This is a genomic window from Enterocloster citroniae, assembly GCF_040545455.1.
In the GTDB taxonomy this organism is placed as follows: Bacteria; Bacillota; Clostridia; order Lachnospirales; family Lachnospiraceae; genus Enterocloster; species Enterocloster citroniae.
In genome coordinates, this window is record NZ_JBEPLZ010000010.1 from 152,871 (window position 1) to 172,680 (window position 19,810).

The window sequence follows — 19,810 nt, forward strand, 5'->3', positions numbered from 1 at the left end:
AAAACACCTCTCTTTTTAATCTGATCAAGCCGGATATACCGGAAAGAAAATGCTGGCTGATACAACGAGGGTCACAACCGCGATCAACAGGTAAGGCATTGTAAACTTAAGAAGTTTACCCGGCTCGTGCTGGCCGATGGCAAAGGCAAGGGCACACTCAGCGGACCCGCTTGGAAACGCAATGGCCATGATGGAAGCAATATTAATGATCAGTACAATCCCCCTGGGATCCATGCCCGCGACCATGGAAAGGGATGCGGCAATGGGTGTCAGAACAGCGGCTGTCCCCGTGTTGGACATGAATGTGGTCATCACAATGGTAGTCACTGCAAAAACAAACAGTACGAACATGCCGGAAGGCTTTTCCCCAAGAAGGATAAGAAGCCAGTTGCCAATCATATCGCCCACACCGGACTTACCAATGGCGTCCGACATGACCAGAACACCGGCGATCATCCACACCATGTCACCGGTGAGGGAGTTGACCGTCTCTTTGGTTGTCAGGGTTTTTGTGTAAAGCAGCACAAGAACACCGGCGGCCGGGATCACATACATCAGGTTACCGATCCTTGCACCAAAAATGAATCCAAGGAGAACACCAATAAACACAATATTGATAATGGTCTCATCCCGCTTTGAGATGGCGGCAGCTTCCTTTACCTCTTTTACATCCGAAGTATTGACCCCATGCCTGGGAATGAATTTCCATGCAAACAGCGCATAAACCGTAAGCGCAGTGGCGGGGATAAAGGATACCTTGATAAAATCCCCGGGCAGAAGCATCAGGTCGGGATTATTGATGATCCCTTCATAATAAGCGTTTGCCGTGGGCGACATGGTTGCACCCAGCCCTACCGGGAATTTAAGGCTCCACGCAGCCATAACGGCAAATGCCGCAAAGATCATACGTGAAGCGCAGATCTCATCCTTATCATCCAGTGAAACCAGGAACAGTGCCACAATGGAAATAATGGCTGTCCTGCCCATCAGCTGTGCAAGGACAATGGTCACCAGGAATAAAAAGATAATAAATGCCAGTCCGCTCTTTCCCTTGATCCGCTCCATGCTGTTGCGCACCTTGTTAATGAGACTGGTCTTTCCAAAGGCATAGGCAACCGTAAACATACAGGCAATGAGAATCGTGGTCTTGTTGGCCAGACCTGAAAATGCAGTTGAAATATCAAACACACCTGTTAAAGCAAGCATTACGCAGCAGGTCATGGTGGTCACGCCATAAGGGACCTTATGGGTAAAGAACATGGCGATCATAAAGACCAGCAATCCTAACACAATATACATCTGCATAAATGAACCCCCTCATACTTTTTATATTTTAAGTAAAATTTATTCAATTGTCTCTTCTACGGATTTTGAATGGACATATCCCCTAATTTGCCGGCAATTAGGAATCACTCAATATCCTTGTTGATTCTGTGTTTTTAGTATAGTTTAAATTTTTCTTATTGACAACAATATAAAAATTATGTTAATTTTAAGTAAAAGTTATGGAGGTTTTCCATGTATCTGAAAGATCAGAAATATATGGCCGCACTGGCCGGCGAGGGCTCCCTCACAAGAGCGGCCCGGCGCCTTAACCTGTCCCAGCCCGCCCTTTCCAAATGGCTCCTGGACCTGGAACAGGAGATCGGCATGCCCCTGGTGATCCGTTCCAGGAACGGCCTTGTCTTCACGGAAGCAGGGCAGATCTATCTGGAGGGATGCAGGGAATGCCTGGAGGCCGCACTTGAGATCCGTAGGGAGCTGGACGCATTATCCCAGAAATCAAAACAGAGTATCATTCTGGGAGGAAGCCCGATCAGGGGCGCCCAGGCGTTTGCAAAGATCTATTCCGAGTTCCGCCGTAAATACCCTGATATCGATCTCCAGTTTGTAAGCGACAAAAACCCCGTCCTTAAGAAAATGCTTTCCGAAGGCGAGATCACCATGTCCCTTTTAGGCGCCATGGAGACCAGCCTGCCCAATCTGGAATACCTGAAATTCATGGATGAGGAGCTGCTGGTCATGCTGCCCAAAGGCCACTCTCTCTCCTACGATTACAAAACCCTGCCTCCAAACCAGCCCTATCCGGCAATGGATCTGGCAAACCTGGCCGGCACCCCGATCCTGACCACTGCTTCCGAGACTTCCTACGGCGACATGGTCCTTACCCTGTACCGGAACGCCGGACTGGAATCCAATATCATTTTCCGTTCCAACGTGATCCCCCTTCTCTATGAAATGGTGCTGAACGGAGTGGGCGCCGCCATGATCCCGGACTCTTACTACAATCCGGAGGACGGCATTTCCGTGTACTCCCTCTCCCCCCGCATCATTGTGTACCAGGGAATCGGCCTGCGAAGCGGACATCCCCTTTCGGACGCGGAAGAATATCTGATCCATCTTGTGATGAATAACTGGGGATCGCCCTATTACATGCATCAGTATGCTGATTATTATCTTGAACAAAGGAAATTGAGGATAGATGCTTATGAATATAACAAGATTTGAATATATGCTGGCATTGGAACGAATAGGGACCATGACCGGAGTGGCAAAAGCTTATTTTATCTCACCCTCCGCGGTCAGCCAGTGCCTGAAAAATGAAGAAGCCCAGCTGGGCCATACCTTGTTTAAAAGCGAAAACCACAGGATGGTCCCAACCGAGGCCGGACGGATCTATCTGAAAGGGGCCCGCAGGATCCTCAAGATCCAGAAAGACACCATGGATAAGCTGAATGTCATTCCTCAAAAGCACCACTCCGTCCGGATCGCCGCTGCTCCAATGCTCTATGAGAAAGCGGCTTCTGTGATCATCCCGGAACTAAACACCCGGCTGCCTGGTACTGATTTTCAGCTGCTCCGGGCGGATTCCAGGGTCAGTGTAGCTTATCTGCTCAACGATCTGGCTGATTTTGCGCTGATCTGTTCCCCGCCCCTGAACCACACCCTGCTTACAGAGGATGTGCTGGGCGAGGACCAGCTGCTTTTAGTGGTGCCCAGGGCATATCTGCGCGGCCAGCTGACCAGGGAACCCACCATTGAGGACTGCAACCCGCTGCCCTTTATCCTTTTAAAAAGCGGGACCTATACCCGCGGGATTGAGAATGAGATCCTTGCCAAGCACCACATTTCCCTGAACCGGATCTATGAGGTGGACGATCATATCATGGCCAGGAATTTCCTGGAGGAAGGCAGGGGCGCCACCTTCCTGCCATCCTCCATGATTCCTGATCACGCAGAGCGGCACTTTTTCATCCTTCCCCTTAAACCGCCGAAAACGTTTAATTTTATCCTGGCCTATCCCAACTATACAAAACCGGATAAGGGGAAACGGGATGTGCCGGAGGTGATACGGAAGGTGTTCAGCATTTGATGCTTCTGAATGTTGAAACCTGTGGAAACCCATGATATATTACTATTATGTCTATCCTCAGTGGACAAATGATTTTAATTGCATTTAAAGGAGAGCAAACCATGCCTGTATTTGATTTCACCAGCGCTCCGGACCAGACAGAACGTTCCGGATGCACCTATACCATATTCCAGTCCAACGAGTCCCTGGTCTCGCCTGACCGGCCCATTGTGATACTGGACAACCACAGAAGAAAGTGGCGCCACCATTCCTGTGGGGTTTTTGCCAATCCCAATAAACAGACCACCTTTGAATTTAAGGAAGAGGACGGGACCCACAGCGCCGATATCCTTCAGATTGACGCCCGCTTTGTCAGCCTCCTTCAATGGCTGGGGGAAAACCACATCAATGTGCGCCTGTCCGGCGAGAACCGGGATGAGGGGTATGCGGTTTACAAAATACGTGAAACTGCCTCCGGAGGCGGAACCAAGCTATCGGCTGAAGATGGTTTTCTCCAGTTTATGATCGACCGGCTGCTGGCAAGCAGCGCGCCTGCAGATGAGCACGAGGAGGATGACCTGGATGAGACAGGGGATGATATGAGGCTTACCAGCCTGCAGAGCATCACGGACTTTATGACCTGCGCGGGCAGGACCATGCCTGACAATATCCGGCTGTGGGCCAGAAGGAATCTTGCGGTCGCCCGCTCCCATGAAGTCTCCCCCGAGGAACGGCGTCATGCCCAGCGCGCCCTTTCCATTATGATGAATATACAGTGGAAGAACAATTACTTTGAGGCCATCGACCCGCAGGAAGCGCGCCGGATCCTGGACGAAGAGCTTTATGGAATGGAGCGTGTAAAACAAAGGATCATTGAAACCATCATACAGATCAACCGCACCCATACCCTTCCCGCATACGGCCTTTTGCTGGTGGGACCGGCCGGAACCGGGAAATCCCAGATCGCCTATGCGGTGGCCCGTATCCTGAAGCTTCCGTGGACCACCCTGGACATGAGTTCCATCAACGATCCTGAGCAGCTGACCGGCAGTTCCCGGATCTACGCAAATGCAAAGCCCGGGATCATCATGGAAGCCTTCTCCATGGCCGGGGAATCCAGCCTGGTCTTTATCATCAATGAACTGGATAAGGCAGCCGCAGGAAAGGGCAACGGCAACCCCGCGGATGTGCTTTTAACCCTTCTTGATAACCTGGGCTTTACGGATAATTACATAGAGTGTATGATCCCCACAGTGGGCGTATATCCCATTGCCACGGCCAACGACAAGGCGCAGATCAGCGCGCCCCTGATGTCACGTTTTGCGGTCATTGATATTCCGGACTATACCCGGGAGGAAAAGAAGATCATATTCTCACAGTACGCCCTTCCAAAAGTCCTAAAGCGGATGAGCATGAACGCAAACGAATGCATTGTGACAGAGGAGGCCCTTTGCGCTGTCATTGAAAAATACAGCAACACCACCGGGATCCGTGATCTGGAGCAGGCCGCGGAGCATATAGCCGCCAACGCCCTTTACCAGATCGAGGTGAACCATGTCTCTCAGGTTACCTTTAGCGCTGAGATGGTGAGGAAGCTGCTTGAGTAAAGAGATTTATATCAATTATCGAACCATCAAACACAAAGCCGGTATGGTCACCATGGACAACAATGTGGACGAAACCACACATTTTGCCGCAAACACCGCATCACACTTATACTTGGCTGCCAGGATAGCCGTGACACTGGCAGCCGGCATTCCGGCCAATACCACGGATACCCCTGTCACCACCGGCTCCACATGGAATGCCAGACAGAACAGATAGATCAGGCAGGGGATGAATGCCAGGCGGATCAGGGAATAATATAGGGTGACGCGGTTCCACAGGGACTTAAAGCTCACCCCTGCCAGAATGCTTCCGATAAACAGCATGGACAGGGCAGTGTTGGCCGAGGCCAGTGTTTTTACGGTCTGCTCTGCCACGGACGGGAGCCTGATGCCTGAGATCATCAGGACCAGCCCCAGGCCCACAGCCAGAATGCAGGGATGTGTCGTCACCTTTTTTACAAGTGTCTTTTTATCCGGCGCCTCGGTAAAATAGGTAAGTCCGGCCGACCACATGAATATCCGTTGGGGGATCAGGTATATGGATGCATAGAGAAGGCCCAGGGGGCCGAAAATGCTCTCCGCTATGGGATTGCCCAGGATTCCCGCATTGGAACATATGGTGGCGTACTGAAGAACCTTTTTGCGCCTTTCGCCCATGTGGGGATAGAGAATAAAACTCAGGATATAGGAGCCGACCTGGATCCCCAGGGCAACAATAAGAATGATCAGGCAATTGACCAGGATCTCATGATCAAACTCGATCTCAAAGGAACGAACGATGCTGCACGGCAGGGTCACATAGACCACCAGATCCGTCAGCAGTTCCTGGCTCTGTTCCTTTATAACACCCTTCTTTTTGAGTAAAAGACCTAATATCATGATACTGAACAGCATTCCCTGAATCTCAAATAACCCTGTGAAGTCCATCTCTTTTCCCCGCCTGCCCTCTGCTTAGTCCGGCATTCATAAGTGCCTAAACTGATTATAACGGCTGTTGGCCGGACTGTAAAGCGGATGCCGCATATTCCAAGCTCAGCACACAAAACGATCTTCCGGGCTTTCTCTTCCGCTAAAGCCCGGAACACCGCATGATTCAAGCTTTTATACAATCTTCTGATCACAGGATATCAGTCTTTTAACCGCCTCGTCAATGATCCCCATCTCATCCGCAGTGAGTTCCCAATCAAAGGTAGAGCAGTTCTCCCATGCCTGCTGCGGGTCCCTGACTCCGCAGATTGCCGTGGACACATAGCTCTTTTGGGTGCTCCAGTTAATGGCGATCTGCGCCAGCGGTTTCTGCCGGGCCAGGGCAATCTGGTCCAGAACCGTTAAGAGTTCCATGATCCTGGAAAACTTTGGATCCCTGAAATAGTCGTAAAATGTATATCTAAAGTCATTTTCCTCCCAGTCAGGCAGCTCACGGACAGCTCCTGTAAGAATCCCGGCTCCCAGGGAACCATAGGTCATGGTGCCGATCCCCTGTTCCTCACACCACATGAGCAGATTCTTCTGGCTCTCCTCCACCATGCTGTAAGGGGGCTGGAGAAAATCGATCCGGACCACCTTTTGGGCCGCTTCTATCAGCTCCCTGTTAAAATTAGAAACACCCACATAACGGATCTTACCGCTCTTTTTCAGATCATCCAATGCCCTCATTGTCTCCTCCACAGGCGTTCCCGGATCCGGCCAGTGCATGATATAGATATCTATATGATCTGTCTTGAGACGCCTTAAGGAATCATCACACTCCCTGATGGCATTTTCATAGGAGCCGTTGTTGATGATCGCCCCGTTCTCATCATTGCTGATACTGAATTTTGTTGCAAGAAACACCTTGTCACGGTAGCCGTCCTCCAGGGCTTTTCCCACCACCTCCTCGGAGTGTCCGTTGCCGTAAACAGGGGCCGTATCCACCAGATTCACACCTTCATCGATCATAGCCCGTATGGCTTTGATGGAATCCTTCTCATTCACATCCCCCCACTTTTGCCCTCCGATCGCCCAGGTTCCCACTGCCAGCGCCGACAGATCGATCCCCGCATTTTTTACATGTTTATATCTCATAGTCCTTTCTCTCCTTTCCCATGTCTCATTCCTGCAGTGTCTCTCCAATATCCCTGATCGCCTGGTGGAATTCCTTTGACTCCGTTACGATACAGATGGGCTTTCTGAAATCAACCGCATACATTCCAATGTAGCTTTTAGCATCAATGATTATGCTCCCGTCATCCGAATGGATCCCCACCGGCTCCGGACACACGGTGGCCAGCCGCTGGATCTGCTGGATCTCATCAATGGTCCTTAACAGTTTCCTGGTTATCATAAAACCGCCTTTCCGCTGACTGCTTTTCCCAAAACGTCACATTCCAGGTCTGCCCCTGTCCTGCTTTGAACAAAGGCCAGATATTCCCTGTACTTTTCCTCATACCGCTCCCGGACCGCGGGTACGGGTTCGTACACATCCCTGGTCCTAAGCATATGGACGGATGCCTCCCTGATCCCCGGATACAGCCCGGTCTTCACAGCTGCCAGAACTGCCGCTCCCAAGGAAGATACTTCTATATTCTCCATGCGCTCAACCCGGCAGCCCCATACATCCGCCCGCAGCTGCATCCATTTCCCGGAACGGGCAGCGCCTCCGCCCACACATACCTTGGATACATCCTCCTTTTTTATCTTCCTGCACCCCTCCAGGATCCGTCTGGCTTCAAAAGTAAGGGATTCGATCATGGCCTCAAACAGTTCCTCCCTGGTCTTGGTCAGACCCAGCCCATGTAATCCACCCTGATTACCTGAAAAGTTGGGGTCGAACAGCAGCGTCCCCCTTCCATCAAACATGGCCCTGTCCCACATCCTGTCATAGGATTGCTGCGAACAGTCCCCGATGATCTCCCTCATAAACCATTCCAGAACAGCGCCTGATGTGGGAAATGCACCCAGGCATACACTGGTATCCTCAAGCGGCCCGCAATAAGAAAATATCTGCTCCTCCAGCATTTCCTCGCCTGCGTTTACATATCCCCGGGCAATGAATCCCAGGTGGTCGTAGGTTCCCGTAATATCCCCAACCACGCCTTCATCGGTCAATCCTGCCCGCACACCGTACATCCCGCAGTCACAGTCATGGCTGCCTATGATAACAGGCAGGGTAAAAGGCAATATCACCTCCCCGTATCTGTCTATGTGGCCGATCATATCCGTGGACGGTACCACCTCTCCCAGCTGCCCGGCCCGGATCCCCAGAAAAGACAGTATGGGTTTGGACCACTCCCTGTTCTTACTGTCATACAGCATCTTCCTGCATGCCATGGTATAGTCATTCAGGGGTTCCAATCCCAGGCACTGATTCACCCACTGCTGGTTTGTGTAAAAATGAGCCGCTTTCTCAAACAGATCCTTCCTGTACTTCTTAAACCACAAGATCTTAGGCCCGGTACAGAAGGGGACGCAGGTACTTCCTGTGATTCTGATAAATTCCTCGTCCGTAAAGCGCCTGGGAAAGTCCTCCGCGGCTTCCCGCGCTCCCCTTACATCAAAAGCAAGTATGATATTGGTCAGCGGTTCCCCATTGCTGTCAACCAGCATCAGGTTATCCCCAAAATAGGAGAAGGTAATACCGTGAAGCTCCACCGCCTCCATATCACTTATCACTTCCTTTACACACTGTTCAGAGGCATGCCACAGTTCCCTGGGATTGATCTCCGTATAGCCGTCCTCCGGGGATATCATCCTGTATTTTCGCGAACGGGAATACAGGATCTGCCCGTCCCGGACATCCACCACATTGACATGAACATTGGAAGTGCCAAAATCCACCACTAATATTGAATCCCGCTTCATCCTATCCCCCTTTCATTTATCCTTTCGTCTTTCTCCTAATTTACCACGTGCATCCATTCACCGGTTTCAAAATAATGCCGCAGGGTATGCTCCATGATATCAAAGGTCAGTTCATCCGAATTGGAAGCTGTTCCCGCAATGTGGGGCGTCAGGGTCACGTTATCCATCTTAAGATAAGGGCTGTCCGGTCCCAAAGGTTCCTCATGGAATACGTCCAGGGCCGCCCCGCCGATCCTGTGATTTTTAAGTGCGTCAATCAGGCATTCCTCGTCCACCAGTCCGGCCCTGGCCGAATTGATCAAAAATGCATGGGGTTTCATTAGCCCAAACTGTTCCCCGCCGATCATATTCTTTGTCTCCGGCGTAAGGCGGTAATGAATGGAGATCACATCCGACCGGCTGCACAGCTCGTTCAGGCCCACAGGCTCGTATCCGTCCTCCTGTATCTTATCCTCCGGGGTATAGGGATCGTATACAAGGATATTAGCGCCGAAGCTTGCCATCATCCCGGCAACCCTTGTACCAATGGTCCCATAGCCCACCAGCCCTATGTTCCGTTTTCCCAGGGTGGTGGCATACTCGGAATTATAATACCGGTTCTCCCATACCCCTTTCATCATATTGGCATGGGCCCTGGCAATATTCTTTGTCTCTGCACATATCATGCCCACTGTAAATTCAGACACTACCACTGCCAGCCTTCCCGGAGCATTGCTTACCTTCACACCCTTTCGGGAAGCTGCCTTAAGGTCTACATTTTCCACCCCGCTGCGCAGGATACAGATCGTTTCCAAATTCTCAGCCTTCTCAATGGCCACTGTACTGACAGGCGAAAAATGGCTGATAACAATATGCGCGTCACGCATTTTCTCCACCATCTCCACGTTCACAGGAAGAGCATCCGGCCCCTTTGTCTCAAAGGTCAGGAAACGGTTCATGAATTCATCTTTTGATATATCATGGGCGTCCTGCACCACATCCAGCTCCACATCATATTCCTTTAGAAAATCGTATTTTCCCACTGCCGCCTCATTCATGGAAAAATCCTGAATGATAAGAACCTTTTTCTTGTCCATATTGTCTGTCTCCTTTAACCTATGGCTTTACCGTTTATGTCTGATAACCGCAACAAATCCCACTGCAAAGATCAATACCGCGCCCTGAATAATGTCCTTCAGGAAAAAAGACGCCCCCACCATGGTCAGTCCGTTGGATATGACCGCCAGCAGGATGGAACCCAGGATCGTGCCCAGTATGTTAAATACCCCAGGCCGCAGGAAAGTGGCCCCCAGCATACAAGTGCTCATGGCCGGCAGGAAGTTGGAATCTCCCATGGATGGAGTGACATTGCTCAGCATGGACGCCTGGATGATTCCGGCAAAGCCCGCAAACATGGAGCACACCACAAAGGCGATCCTGCGGTTCCGTCTTATATTGATCCCAACATGCTGGGAGGCAACCGGGTTCGCTCCCACCGCATAAATATAACGCCCTGTCTTTGTCTTTTCCATGAACACAAAGGCAATGACCGTGCAAAGAGCCAGCAGGACAACTGAAACCGGTATGATCCCCAGTATGAACCCCTGCCCCAGCACAGAGAACCCCGATGGCCAGCTGGTGGAATAATACTGTCCCCCTCCGGTAAGAAATTTGCAGATTCCTACCATCAGGGTGGACACTCCAAAGGTGGCCACAAACGCCTGCATCCCGATATTGATCACTATGTATGAGTTAAACAGGCCGATACAGGCCACCGCGATCATGGTGAGCAGGAATGCTATGTAAAAGTTAGGAATGAGTTCCACCATGACCTTAGCAATGGCACAGGCCCCCACGGTTGCCTCCGCCCCTATGGCAAAGTCAAAATCCCCGGTTGACTGGACAATGGTAAGCCCGATCCCCATGATGCCGATAATGGAAGCCGCCCTGAAAATATCCAGGATATTGGTCACCTTTAGAAAGCTTGGGGATGCGATTGCAAACATGATGGAAACCAGAATTGTTGCGATCAGAAGAAAGTATTTTCCCATCACTTCCAGCATCACGGCTTTTTCAAAAGAGTTTGCGGATGTTTTCTTTTTATGCTCCATTATTATTTCCTCCCGATGTTCTGAATGCTGCCTCTAATATCTTCTGCCTGTCAAACTGTTCCCTTGTAAATTCCTCCACAATATTGCCAAAGGCAAATACATATACCCTGTTGCACACGCTGAAGAGCTCGTCTATCTCCGATGTAATGAAGATCACGCCCTTCTGATGCTCCTCCGCCAGATTCCTGGCTTTCAGATATACGTCATGCTTTGCGCCCAGATCAAGGCCGTTTGTAGGCTCATCTAAAATGATCAATGAACAGTTCTCCACGGCAATGGAGCGTCCGATTATGATCTTTTGTATATTGCCGCCGCTGAGCTGGCTTATGATCTGCTCCTTGCTGGAATAGCGCACGCCGTTGGCTTCCAGTACGCTGCCGGAGAAATCATATGCCTCTTTGTCCCTGACAATCCCGAACCGGTTGGAGAACTGGTTGAGGAAGAGGATCTCTATATTTTCAATCAGGCTGTATGTCCTGAACATGCCGTGGGCCCTGGCCTCCGGAGTCATGATAAGCCCCTTCCTTATCATCCCGTGGGTTGTGATATCCCCCACCAGTTCGCCGTTCAGCCTTACACTCCCCTCATCCATTGGACTGATGCCAAATATGGCATTGGCGCACTCCGTTCTCCCGGACCCCACCAGCCCGTAAAATCCCACCACTTCACCTGCGTCAACATGAAATCCCAGATGATGCTTCTCCCCATCATACGTGCAGTCCCCTACCTCCAGTATCACAGACGCATCCTCAGGCTTTTCCCTGATCTTAATAGGCTCCACATTTCCATTCTTCAGCATGGCGCAGATACAGTCTTCCCTGGTGGTCTCCTCCTTACCTGCGGTCATCACCTTAACTCCCTCTGTAAACACAGTGATCCTGTCCGCCACCTGGAACACCTCATCCAGCTTATGAGATATAAATATAATGGAAATATCCATGGATTTTTTAATCTTTGTGATAAAATCCAGAAAAGGAGTTATCTCCCTTTCCCCCAGGGATGCAGTGGGTTCGTCCAGGATCAGCAGCTTTGGCTTGGTGGAAAATGCCCTCACAATTTCAATGGACTGCTGTACGCCTGCGCTGAGGCGCCCCACCGGAATATCCAGTGGGATCTCGATCCCCAGTTCATCCCTGATCTGATAGGCGGTATCCCTGATCCTCTTTTCGTCCAGGATCACTCCCATCTTCGTCAATTCGTTTCCCAGCATGATATTCTGCGCACCGGTAAGATGAGGGATCAGGTTTCGTTCCTGATATACCATGTTGATACCGGCTGCCATTGCTTCCGTGGTGGTTTTATAGCACACCTTATTACCCATGAAAATAATATCTCCGCGGTCCGGCTGGTACAGTCCTGTCAGCAATTTGCATAATGTGCTTTTTCCGGCGCCGTTCTCCCCGATGATCGCATGTATTTCCTGCCTGTGTACGTCAAAGCTCACGTTATTGGTTGCAATTGTGCCGGGAAACGCTTTATAAAGTTCTCTTGTCTCCAATACAATCTCCGTATCGCCGCCCAAAGTGTTTCCTCCTTTTTTATAATGCCGGGAGAAATCCTCCCGGCATATGCCTGTCCGATCCGGTCCGCCTATTTATCCGCTATCATATAGATTCCCGGTCCGTCATTCCAGTTGTACCATGCTTCCTGATCATCAGGATCCCCGCCGTAAAAATCAAATACAGAGTGAATGCTCTGGTTCGGCGCCGGCACGTGGTCCTGGTCAATGATCTTACCGCTGGAATAAATAGTCTCTCCGTAAGCGCTGATGCTGCATCCGTTGTCCCCCGGGGTCAGTCCCTGTATCTGGAGTTCATCCACAAGCTCGCAGATTTTATGGCAGTACAGTTCTGTTGGCTGCGCATACGAATACTTAAAGTTGCCGCCCTTGCGCATGTGTGACCATGTCTCGGATCCGCCGTCCACGCCAATGATGGCCACATCAGTCCCGCCGATGGCCTGGGCCGCTGCTTCATCCGCAGTCACAGCCGCTCCGTCATAGCTGGTGATCAGGATATCCAAGTCTGTCCCATATTTTTCTATAAACCGTTTTGTATAGTTATAGGCCTGCTGTCCCATGGATTCACTGCCGGAAGGATTCAAGGACTCCTCTCCCAAAAGCTTCATGCCGGGATACTGGTCGTAGATGGCTTTAATGGGATCCGTCCTTTCAACATGTACCTGCAGGGACGGAGCTGTGATGACGGCATAGTTGGCATTCCACAGATATTTTTCACCCATATAGTACGCAAACTCCGCTGCCGCCACGCCATTGGGCTGGCAGGAGTTGGCAACCACCCCCGGTACAAGCTGGTTGTCCACATTGTAGACGCCGATCCCATTTTGCCGCGCCTGGAGGATCAGATCCGCAATGCCCACGATCTCCATGTTGTAAATAACGATCGCGTCCACGTCCTGGGTGATGAGGGTCTGCATTCCCGTGCGCGCTTCTTCAGGCTTTTGCTGGCTGAAATAGACTTCGGTCAGCTCCCATCCCCTGTGGGGAGCTTCAATCCGGATCTGGTTATAAGAACGCGTACAGGATTCCGCTTCCAGATTGGAATACAGATACCCCACCTTCAGCGGCCTGTCCCGGGCCACCTTTAAAGGCGGGAATTCCTGCTGAACTGCAGACGTATCCCCTGTATCCCCGCTTTCAGCTTCCGCTGCCCCGGCCTCTGCCGTGGTGTCCGCCGCTGCCGCACTCTCCGATGGCTTTGCTGTCTCCTGGGTCCCTGTTCCCACGGACGGCGTAGTGGTACACCCTGCCAGCATTACTGCGCTCATAGCCATTGCCAATACTCTTAACCGATTTTTTTTCATATGTTCCTTCCCCTTTCTCCTTGTGTTAACGATCAATGGTTTTTGTCCCAAACAGTTTTATATGTTCCATTACCTGCTGCTTTCCCGTCTCTATGGCCGCCTCATATAAAGGACCGGTTATGGTCTTGGGCGGCAGCGCCTTGGCTGTCTCCGCAATCCGGTCAGCCACTGCAATGGACAAGTTGGTAAATGCATTGATTTTATTCATACCGTTGCTGACCGCCGCGTGGAAGTCTTCCACGGAAAGTCCTGATCCGCCATGCATGACCAGAGGAATATCAATGAGGGACCGTATCCTGGCCAGGCGTTCAAAGTCCATTTTGGGCGCCTTTTTATATACCCCGTGTACGGTACCGATGGAGACAGCCAGGGCATCCACCCCTGTAAGCGCTACAAACTCCGCTGCATCCTCAGGCTCCGTATAAAGGGACACTGCGTTCTCCCCCTCCAGGCTCTCATTCCTTCCCACGGAACCAATCTCCCCTTCCACCTCCACATTGCAGGCATGGGCCATTTCCACCACCTTTTTAGTCAGAGCCACGTTCTCCTCAAAGGACAGGGCGGAACCATCGATCATGATGGATGTGCACCCCCTCCTGATCGCCAGGGCACATGCCTCAAAGCTTGCTCCATGGTCAAAATGCAGGCATACCGGAACATGGGTCCTGCTGATCCGGTCAACCAGATACGGATAGAAATTGTCATAATCCACAGGCGCCGGAAAATCCCCCACCATGAGGATCACAGGCGTCCTTGTCTCCTCTGCCGCCAGGAGAATGGATTCCGCGAACAGATGATCTGTGGCGTCAAAGGCCCCTACCGCATACCTCCCTTCAATTGAGTCCCTTAATACCTCCTTCAAACCTACCAATGACATACTTTTTATCTCCTTCCTTTTTCATTTCTTAGGTTAAAACGCAAAAAAGCCAACACGAAAAAATTCGTGTTGGCAATCATGACCAAACATTCTATGTTAGCAAAAACCATCCGTAAGTTTTTACTGTCTTATGACATATGGTATCATACAAAGTTCTTATCGTCAAGATATTTTTAATCAATTTACTTATCTTTATCATATAATACAAATATTATGCTTACAGCATATTGTTTACACAAAATTCCAGTAGGGTATTGTAATTTCAATCAGCGCGCCGCTCCTGTTTCCACAGCAAAAGCCGCCCTCAAATTCCTCCACTACAATGGACTGCATGATGGTCATCCCGATCCCCTTGCTTTTCCAGGGTTCAAACCCCTCAGGAAATCCGGGTCCATTGTCATGGTAAATAAAAGAATAGCTCTCCCCGCAGCGCTTCAATGACAGCCGGATCGCAAGCCGTTTATCTTCCCTGGCTGCATGTTTGACCCCATTGCTGATCAGTTCATTGACCAGAAGCGCCAGGGAGGTGGCCCGGTTGTGGGGAATGATGCAACGTTCGATCTCTGTTTGTATATCCGCTTCCCCTGCATAAAAATCCCGTATGGCCCGAATGATCACATCCACTCCTATGATGCTGTCCGTCTCCTCCTCTCTGGACAGCATATCGTGGATGGACGCGATGCTCTTTACCTGTTTTACCAAAGTGTCCCATGTGTCCGAAATATGTTCCGCCTTAACATACTCCCCGTTTTGGAACAGACGGTATTTCTGTAACTCCATCAGGGAAATGATCATCTGCAGGTTATTTTTAATGCGGTGATGGCTCTCCTGTATCAGAACAGATCTGCCCTTGAGACGGAATGACTCAATGGCAAAGGCCAGTTCATTGGCAATCGCGGACAGATAATCCTTATCCGCCTGCGTATAGGCATAGTCATCATCAAAATACACCTGCAAAAGCCCAAGATAATTGTCCCCGAACTTGACCGGTATACATACCATGGTGTGTATCATGGAAATGTTCATCCGGTTTTCCAACAGATCTCCCAGGTGTACATCCAGATAATTGGTATAAAAAAGCTCTTCTGTGGAAGATATCTGCCTCACCACATCCCTTTTGATCAGAGGGAGTTCATCTCCGTGGAAGTCAAGCCCGGATATGAAACGTACCCTTGCTGAATTCCTGTCCGACACGTACACAATGCTGTTGGCAGCCTTCAGGCTTCTGCTCACCTGGCGCATGAAAAATTTCAGTACATTCTCACTGTCGCTGTCCTGGGACAAAAGCTTGACCCCTGATACGATGGTATTGACAAAGTCCTGCTGCCCGCCTCCATCCCCGGAATCCAAGAGGGAAGCCATGGTCTGTCCGCCCAGCATAAGATAATAAGTTTTCTGTGGTGTGGCCAGCACCTCCTCTTTTGTAAATGTACCAAGGTTTTTGCCTGACCGCAGAACCGATACCGAATCACCGATCTTCAGCATATCCTCCCACTTGCTGGTAAGATATAGAACCGTGGTCCCGCTGTTCTTAAGATTTGTAAATAAAGTGTTGGCCCACATCAGATTGCGGTAAGACAGGTTACCCGCCAGTTCATGCACCACCAGAAGCTTTGGACGCTCCGCATAGCAGCGCAGGACCTCCACCATTTTCTTTTGCTCCGCTGTCAGATGATCCACCCTCATATCAGGTATGGCGCAATCCGTCTCCTTCATGAGATATCCGAATCGTCTCTGTATCTTCTTTCTGGTCATGAACCCGTATTCATGCGATGCCATGAATATATTATCCATCACCGTAAAGCCAGGGAACAGATAGGTATCCATGGTGATATACTGGACCTCCTTATTTCTCAGGCCAATGGCATTCTTCCCATCCACCTGAAAATGCCCGGATCTGTAAAGGGCAGTTCCGTACATGATATGGACCAGTTCATCCAGAGCAGAAATGCTGGTGCATAAAACCACGTGGATCTCAGGCTTTTCGATTGTCAGGTCAAAGCCCCGTACCCTCGTTCCCCTCTGTCCTCCATATAATTGCCTGATCTCTATCAATGCCACAAATATCCTTCCTTTCCCGCCCCCTATCGCAGTATGATCCTGTCTTTCTCAATCAGCTCTTTTGCGATCACCACCAACTTTTTATTCTTATCTCTGCTGAGCTTCTGCAGCCTGGCCATGGCCTCCCCCTCCTTCAGTCCAAACGAGTCCATAAGGATGCCCTTGGCCCTCTCAATATATTTTCTGTCGGACAGATCTGATTTTAACTTTTCCGTTTCCCTTCTGAGTATCCGCCGTTCCTCAAAACGGGCCATAGCCACTTCAATGGATGCCTTCAGTTGTTTCTCATCCACAGGCTTGATCAGGTAACCTAACGCGCCTGCTTCCTTTGCGCTTTCCACAAATGCTTCCGTAAAATGCCCTGTTATGAATATACAGGCCGTCTCATACACCTTAGACACCTGATTAAACAGCGTGATCCCATCCATTCCCGGCATGTTGATGTCCAGCAAAAGCAGATCCGGCCTTAATTCCAATATCTCATCCAGCGCCCTGTCCCCCTTGACCGCGCTGCCAGCCACATGATACCCCAACCGCTGCAGAATCATCTTAAAATTCATCAGTATGATGGATTCATCCTCCGCAATATAGACATTTAAACAACTATCTTCCTTCACAATACCTGCTCCCTTCGCCAATAAAAAGACTGATTATCCCACCTGTTATATGCACAATAACGAAATTATAACAAATTGCATTTACTCCACTTATCTTTAACATAATTTTACGTTTTATATATGGTAAAGTCAAGTAAATTACCGGAAATTACCCGGTAAAAGGAGAGTTTGCGATGAAGATATACGATTACAAGGGCAAGAAAAACCTATGCGGCAAACGGGTCCGGGAAGCCCGCTTAAGACAGCGTCTGTCACAATACGCCCTTGCCGCAAAGCTGCAGACAGAGGGTATACTCATGGAGCAGGACAGCATCAGCCGCATTGAGATAGGAACCCGTTTTGTGGCGGACTACGAAGTAAAGGTGATTGCAAAAATCCTGAATGTGCCCGTGCAGTGGCTGTTGGAGGAAGAATAAAAGGAGAAGTATTTCTCAAAAAAAGAATTGACATTCTGATTTATTTACTATATATTAAGGTCATAATATGGAATTGGGAAGCAGCTTATGGATGGCCCTTCCCGGATAAAGAGGTTACGATTTGCCTTTATACGCTATCAGTGCGTATAAGGGCTTTTTTATTATAAAAATTCAAAGGAGGTAACAAGAATGAATACCGGGAAAACACTTGTCATAACAGGACCTTACGAGGTGGATATCAAAGAATATCCAGTGCCAAAAGCCGCTGACGATGGGCTGGTCATACAGGTGGAGGCTGCCCTGATCTGCGGCTCGGACGGGCATTTTATCAAAGTAAAGCCTGATGCCCCGTTCTGTGACGGGCATGAATTTGCAGGAAAGATCGTCAGCATGGGAAAAGACGCCAACCGTTTTATCCACTGCTATGGCGGGGATCTTAAGCTGGGGGACAGGATTGCCGTATATCCCCATATCACCTGCGGGAAATGCCCAAGCTGCATGTCCCATGGCGCCGGCATATGCGGTGTGTGTGATGACGACTTCATCTACGGCGGTCCTTCTCCCCACCAGAATGACCCCGGTGTACCCAACACCAATCCGGATCTGTATCCTCATTTTAAAGGAGGATTCGGAGATTATGTGTATATTTATCCTGAAACCTTTGTGTGGAAGATACCGGATGATATGCCGGGCGAGATTGCAGCCCTCATGGACCCTGTTGCCGTGGCCATGCGGGCCATTGAGATGGCCATGACTGAAAGCGGAACCTTACAGGAAGGTATCTCAACCAAAACCCACGCCCTTGTGATCGGAGCCGGCCCGATTGGGATCATCGCAGCCATGATCCTGCGCCACATGGGTGTTGAACAGCTTGTCATCACGGACATGATTGACTCCAAGCTTGAAAAAGCCCGGGAACTGGCACGCGTTGACAGGGCTGTCAACCTGTCGGGAATGACGGACCAGGAATGCATTCAGGCCGTCATCCAGGCCACAGACGGCGGCGCGGACCTGGTCCTCCAATGCGCCAACCACTGGAGCGCGACCCTGCAGGGACTTAAGATGGTAAAAAAACTGGGCACCTACATAGAGGTGGGACTCCCCATGAGTATGCTGAATACCCATGAAGTCACAGTATCCCTTCCCCAGCTGATCTTTGAAAGCAATGCACGGATATGCGGCCTGATCGCAAACTCTCCCTCTACCTTTGACAGTGCATTCCGCCTTTTAAAGAAACACAGGGAGATCCCCTTTGGAGAACTCATCACCCACCGTTTTGACAAGCTGGAGGACTATCTGTATACCATACGGAAAATGCCTGAGGAGGGATACCTGAAGGGAGCGTATATTCCCAAAAAATAAACATTGATTTATCCCTGTCTGCAAATATAACCGGTATCCCCATCAGGATACCGGTTCAGACTGTAGACAAAATGGTTCCTGGTGCGATGCACCCGGAACCATTTTGAATTTTATATAGAGATATATTGGTTCGAATATCCAGACAAAAGAACAGGGGTTCCTTAGCCCGCCCTTTCTCCATTTCCAGATTGCCAGTTTCTTTAGATTCATACATGCAAATAAAAGGGTCAGCTCCATTGTCACTTTTGCCAATCCTCTGTACTGTGTATATCTCATTCCATGTTTTTCTTTTCCGTCTGCAAAGACTCGTTCGATGGTTTCTTTCCGTTTCTGATAGATTTCTTTCATCCCTGTCTGATGACGGATTTCCTCCACCTTTTCCATGTACCCCTCCCATACATGGCGGCTTACCACCTTTACATGGTCTTTGCTTCCTGTACATTGGTTTTGATACGGACAATCCTTACACTTTTTTCCATCGCTTTTGTATTCTCGGTATCCATCACGGTTTGTTGTGCTGTATTTTAGGATCTGATTATTCGGGCATAAATAACAGTCAAAGTATTCATCATATACATAATCGCTTTTTCGAAAATACCCTTTCTTTGTCATTGGACGTTTATAGGGCATAACCGGAACCTTTCCTTCCTCGATTAGCGTTCTTGCGATTGCTGGTATCTTATAGCCTGCATCCATTACATAGTATTTAGGATATTTTACCCGTTCGCTTACTTTCCGGTACAGTTCCCAAAAGGATACGCTGTC

Annotated in this window: 18 protein-coding genes; 5 read left to right on the forward strand and 13 right to left on the reverse strand. The window is 49.8% G+C overall.

The features are described from left to right. Positions 1–24 precede the first annotated feature (24 nt). Positions 25–1,305: an SLC13 family permease gene (locus ABID13_RS15420; RefSeq protein ID WP_007859950.1), complete on the reverse strand. Its 1,281-nt coding sequence runs from the start codon at positions 1,303–1,305 to the stop codon at positions 25–27. Between the two features lie 213 nt (positions 1,306–1,518). On the opposite strand from ABID13_RS15420, the gene ABID13_RS15425 reads away from it, so the two are divergent. The 3 genes from ABID13_RS15425 (at position 1,519) to ABID13_RS15435 (ending at position 4,959) form a co-directional block, all read left to right on the forward strand. Beyond that, positions 1,519–2,508, forward strand: coding sequence for a LysR family transcriptional regulator (locus ABID13_RS15425; protein ID WP_048930830.1), 990 nt, complete (start codon positions 1,519–1,521; stop codon positions 2,506–2,508). Continuing rightward, positions 2,489–3,373 carry a LysR family transcriptional regulator gene (locus ABID13_RS15430; RefSeq protein WP_048930911.1) on the forward strand — a complete coding sequence of 295 codons (885 nt, stop codon included), beginning with the start codon at positions 2,489–2,491 and terminating at the stop codon, positions 3,371–3,373. The genes ABID13_RS15425 and ABID13_RS15430 overlap by 20 nt, the downstream gene beginning before the upstream one ends. 101 nt (positions 3,374–3,474) lie before the next feature. After that, a complete protein-coding gene (locus ABID13_RS15435; RefSeq protein ID WP_048930829.1) occupies positions 3,475–4,959 on the forward strand; it encodes an AAA family ATPase in 1,485 nt (494 codons plus the stop codon). A gap of 15 nt (positions 4,960–4,974) precedes the next feature. Here ABID13_RS15435 and ABID13_RS15440 read toward each other — a convergent pair whose 3' ends face one another. The 11 genes from ABID13_RS15440 to ABID13_RS15490 form a co-directional block, all read right to left on the reverse strand. After that, positions 4,975–5,886 carry an AEC family transporter gene (locus tag ABID13_RS15440; RefSeq protein WP_045091912.1) on the reverse strand — a complete coding sequence of 304 codons (912 nt, stop codon included), beginning with the start codon at positions 5,884–5,886 and terminating at the stop codon, positions 4,975–4,977. Between the two features lie 174 nt (positions 5,887–6,060). Further along, a complete protein-coding gene (locus ABID13_RS15445; protein ID WP_045091913.1) occupies positions 6,061–7,023 on the reverse strand; it encodes an aldo/keto reductase in 963 nt (320 codons plus the stop codon). 25 nt (positions 7,024–7,048) lie between these two features. Next, positions 7,049–7,282 (reverse strand): hypothetical protein, encoded by a 234-nt coding sequence (locus tag ABID13_RS15450; protein WP_045091914.1) that lies wholly within the window; start codon positions 7,280–7,282, stop codon positions 7,049–7,051. Beyond that, the gene (locus tag ABID13_RS15455) at positions 7,279–8,799 is read right to left on the reverse strand and encodes an FGGY-family carbohydrate kinase (protein WP_048930828.1); all 1,521 of its coding nucleotides are present in this window, start codon (positions 8,797–8,799) and stop codon (positions 7,279–7,281) included. The genes ABID13_RS15450 and ABID13_RS15455 overlap by 4 nt, the downstream gene beginning before the upstream one ends. A gap of 35 nt (positions 8,800–8,834) precedes the next feature. Beyond that, positions 8,835–9,875 carry a 2-hydroxyacid dehydrogenase gene (locus ABID13_RS15460; protein WP_045091916.1) on the reverse strand — a complete coding sequence of 347 codons (1,041 nt, stop codon included), beginning with the start codon at positions 9,873–9,875 and terminating at the stop codon, positions 8,835–8,837. A gap of 27 nt (positions 9,876–9,902) precedes the next feature. Further along, entirely contained in the window at positions 9,903–10,889 is a 987-nt protein-coding gene (locus tag ABID13_RS15465) for an ABC transporter permease (protein ID WP_045091917.1), read from the reverse strand. After that, positions 10,879–12,411 (reverse strand): sugar ABC transporter ATP-binding protein, encoded by a 1,533-nt coding sequence (locus ABID13_RS15470; protein ID WP_045091918.1) that lies wholly within the window; start codon positions 12,409–12,411, stop codon positions 10,879–10,881. The genes ABID13_RS15465 and ABID13_RS15470 overlap by 11 nt, the downstream gene beginning before the upstream one ends. Before the next feature lie 68 nt (positions 12,412–12,479). Next, the gene (locus ABID13_RS15475) at positions 12,480–13,712 is read right to left on the reverse strand and encodes a sugar ABC transporter substrate-binding protein (RefSeq protein WP_048930827.1); all 1,233 of its coding nucleotides are present in this window, start codon (positions 13,710–13,712) and stop codon (positions 12,480–12,482) included. Between the two features lie 25 nt (positions 13,713–13,737). Continuing rightward, positions 13,738–14,589, reverse strand: coding sequence for a class II fructose-bisphosphate aldolase (locus ABID13_RS15480; protein ID WP_045091920.1), 852 nt, complete (start codon positions 14,587–14,589; stop codon positions 13,738–13,740). A gap of 231 nt (positions 14,590–14,820) precedes the next feature. Then, positions 14,821–16,650 (reverse strand): histidine kinase dimerization/phosphoacceptor domain -containing protein, encoded by a 1,830-nt coding sequence (locus ABID13_RS15485; protein ID WP_048930826.1) that lies wholly within the window; start codon positions 16,648–16,650, stop codon positions 14,821–14,823. Positions 16,651–16,673: 23 nt separating this feature from the next. Further along, a complete protein-coding gene (locus ABID13_RS15490) occupies positions 16,674–17,267 on the reverse strand; it encodes an ANTAR domain-containing response regulator (RefSeq protein WP_045091922.1) in 594 nt (197 codons plus the stop codon). Positions 17,268–17,440: 173 nt separating this feature from the next. Between ABID13_RS15490 and ABID13_RS15495 the strand changes: the two genes are divergently transcribed. After that, positions 17,441–17,683, forward strand: coding sequence for a helix-turn-helix domain-containing protein (locus ABID13_RS15495; RefSeq protein WP_045091923.1), 243 nt, complete (start codon positions 17,441–17,443; stop codon positions 17,681–17,683). Positions 17,684–17,872: 189 nt separating this feature from the next. Continuing rightward, the gene (locus ABID13_RS15500; protein WP_048930825.1) at positions 17,873–19,045 is read left to right on the forward strand and encodes a zinc-dependent alcohol dehydrogenase; all 1,173 of its coding nucleotides are present in this window, start codon (positions 17,873–17,875) and stop codon (positions 19,043–19,045) included. Between the two features lie 42 nt (positions 19,046–19,087). Here the strand turns inward: ABID13_RS15500 and ABID13_RS15505 are convergent. Then, positions 19,088–19,810 (reverse strand): transposase (locus ABID13_RS15505; RefSeq protein ID WP_354021045.1); only part of this gene is annotated, 723 nt, incomplete at its 5' end.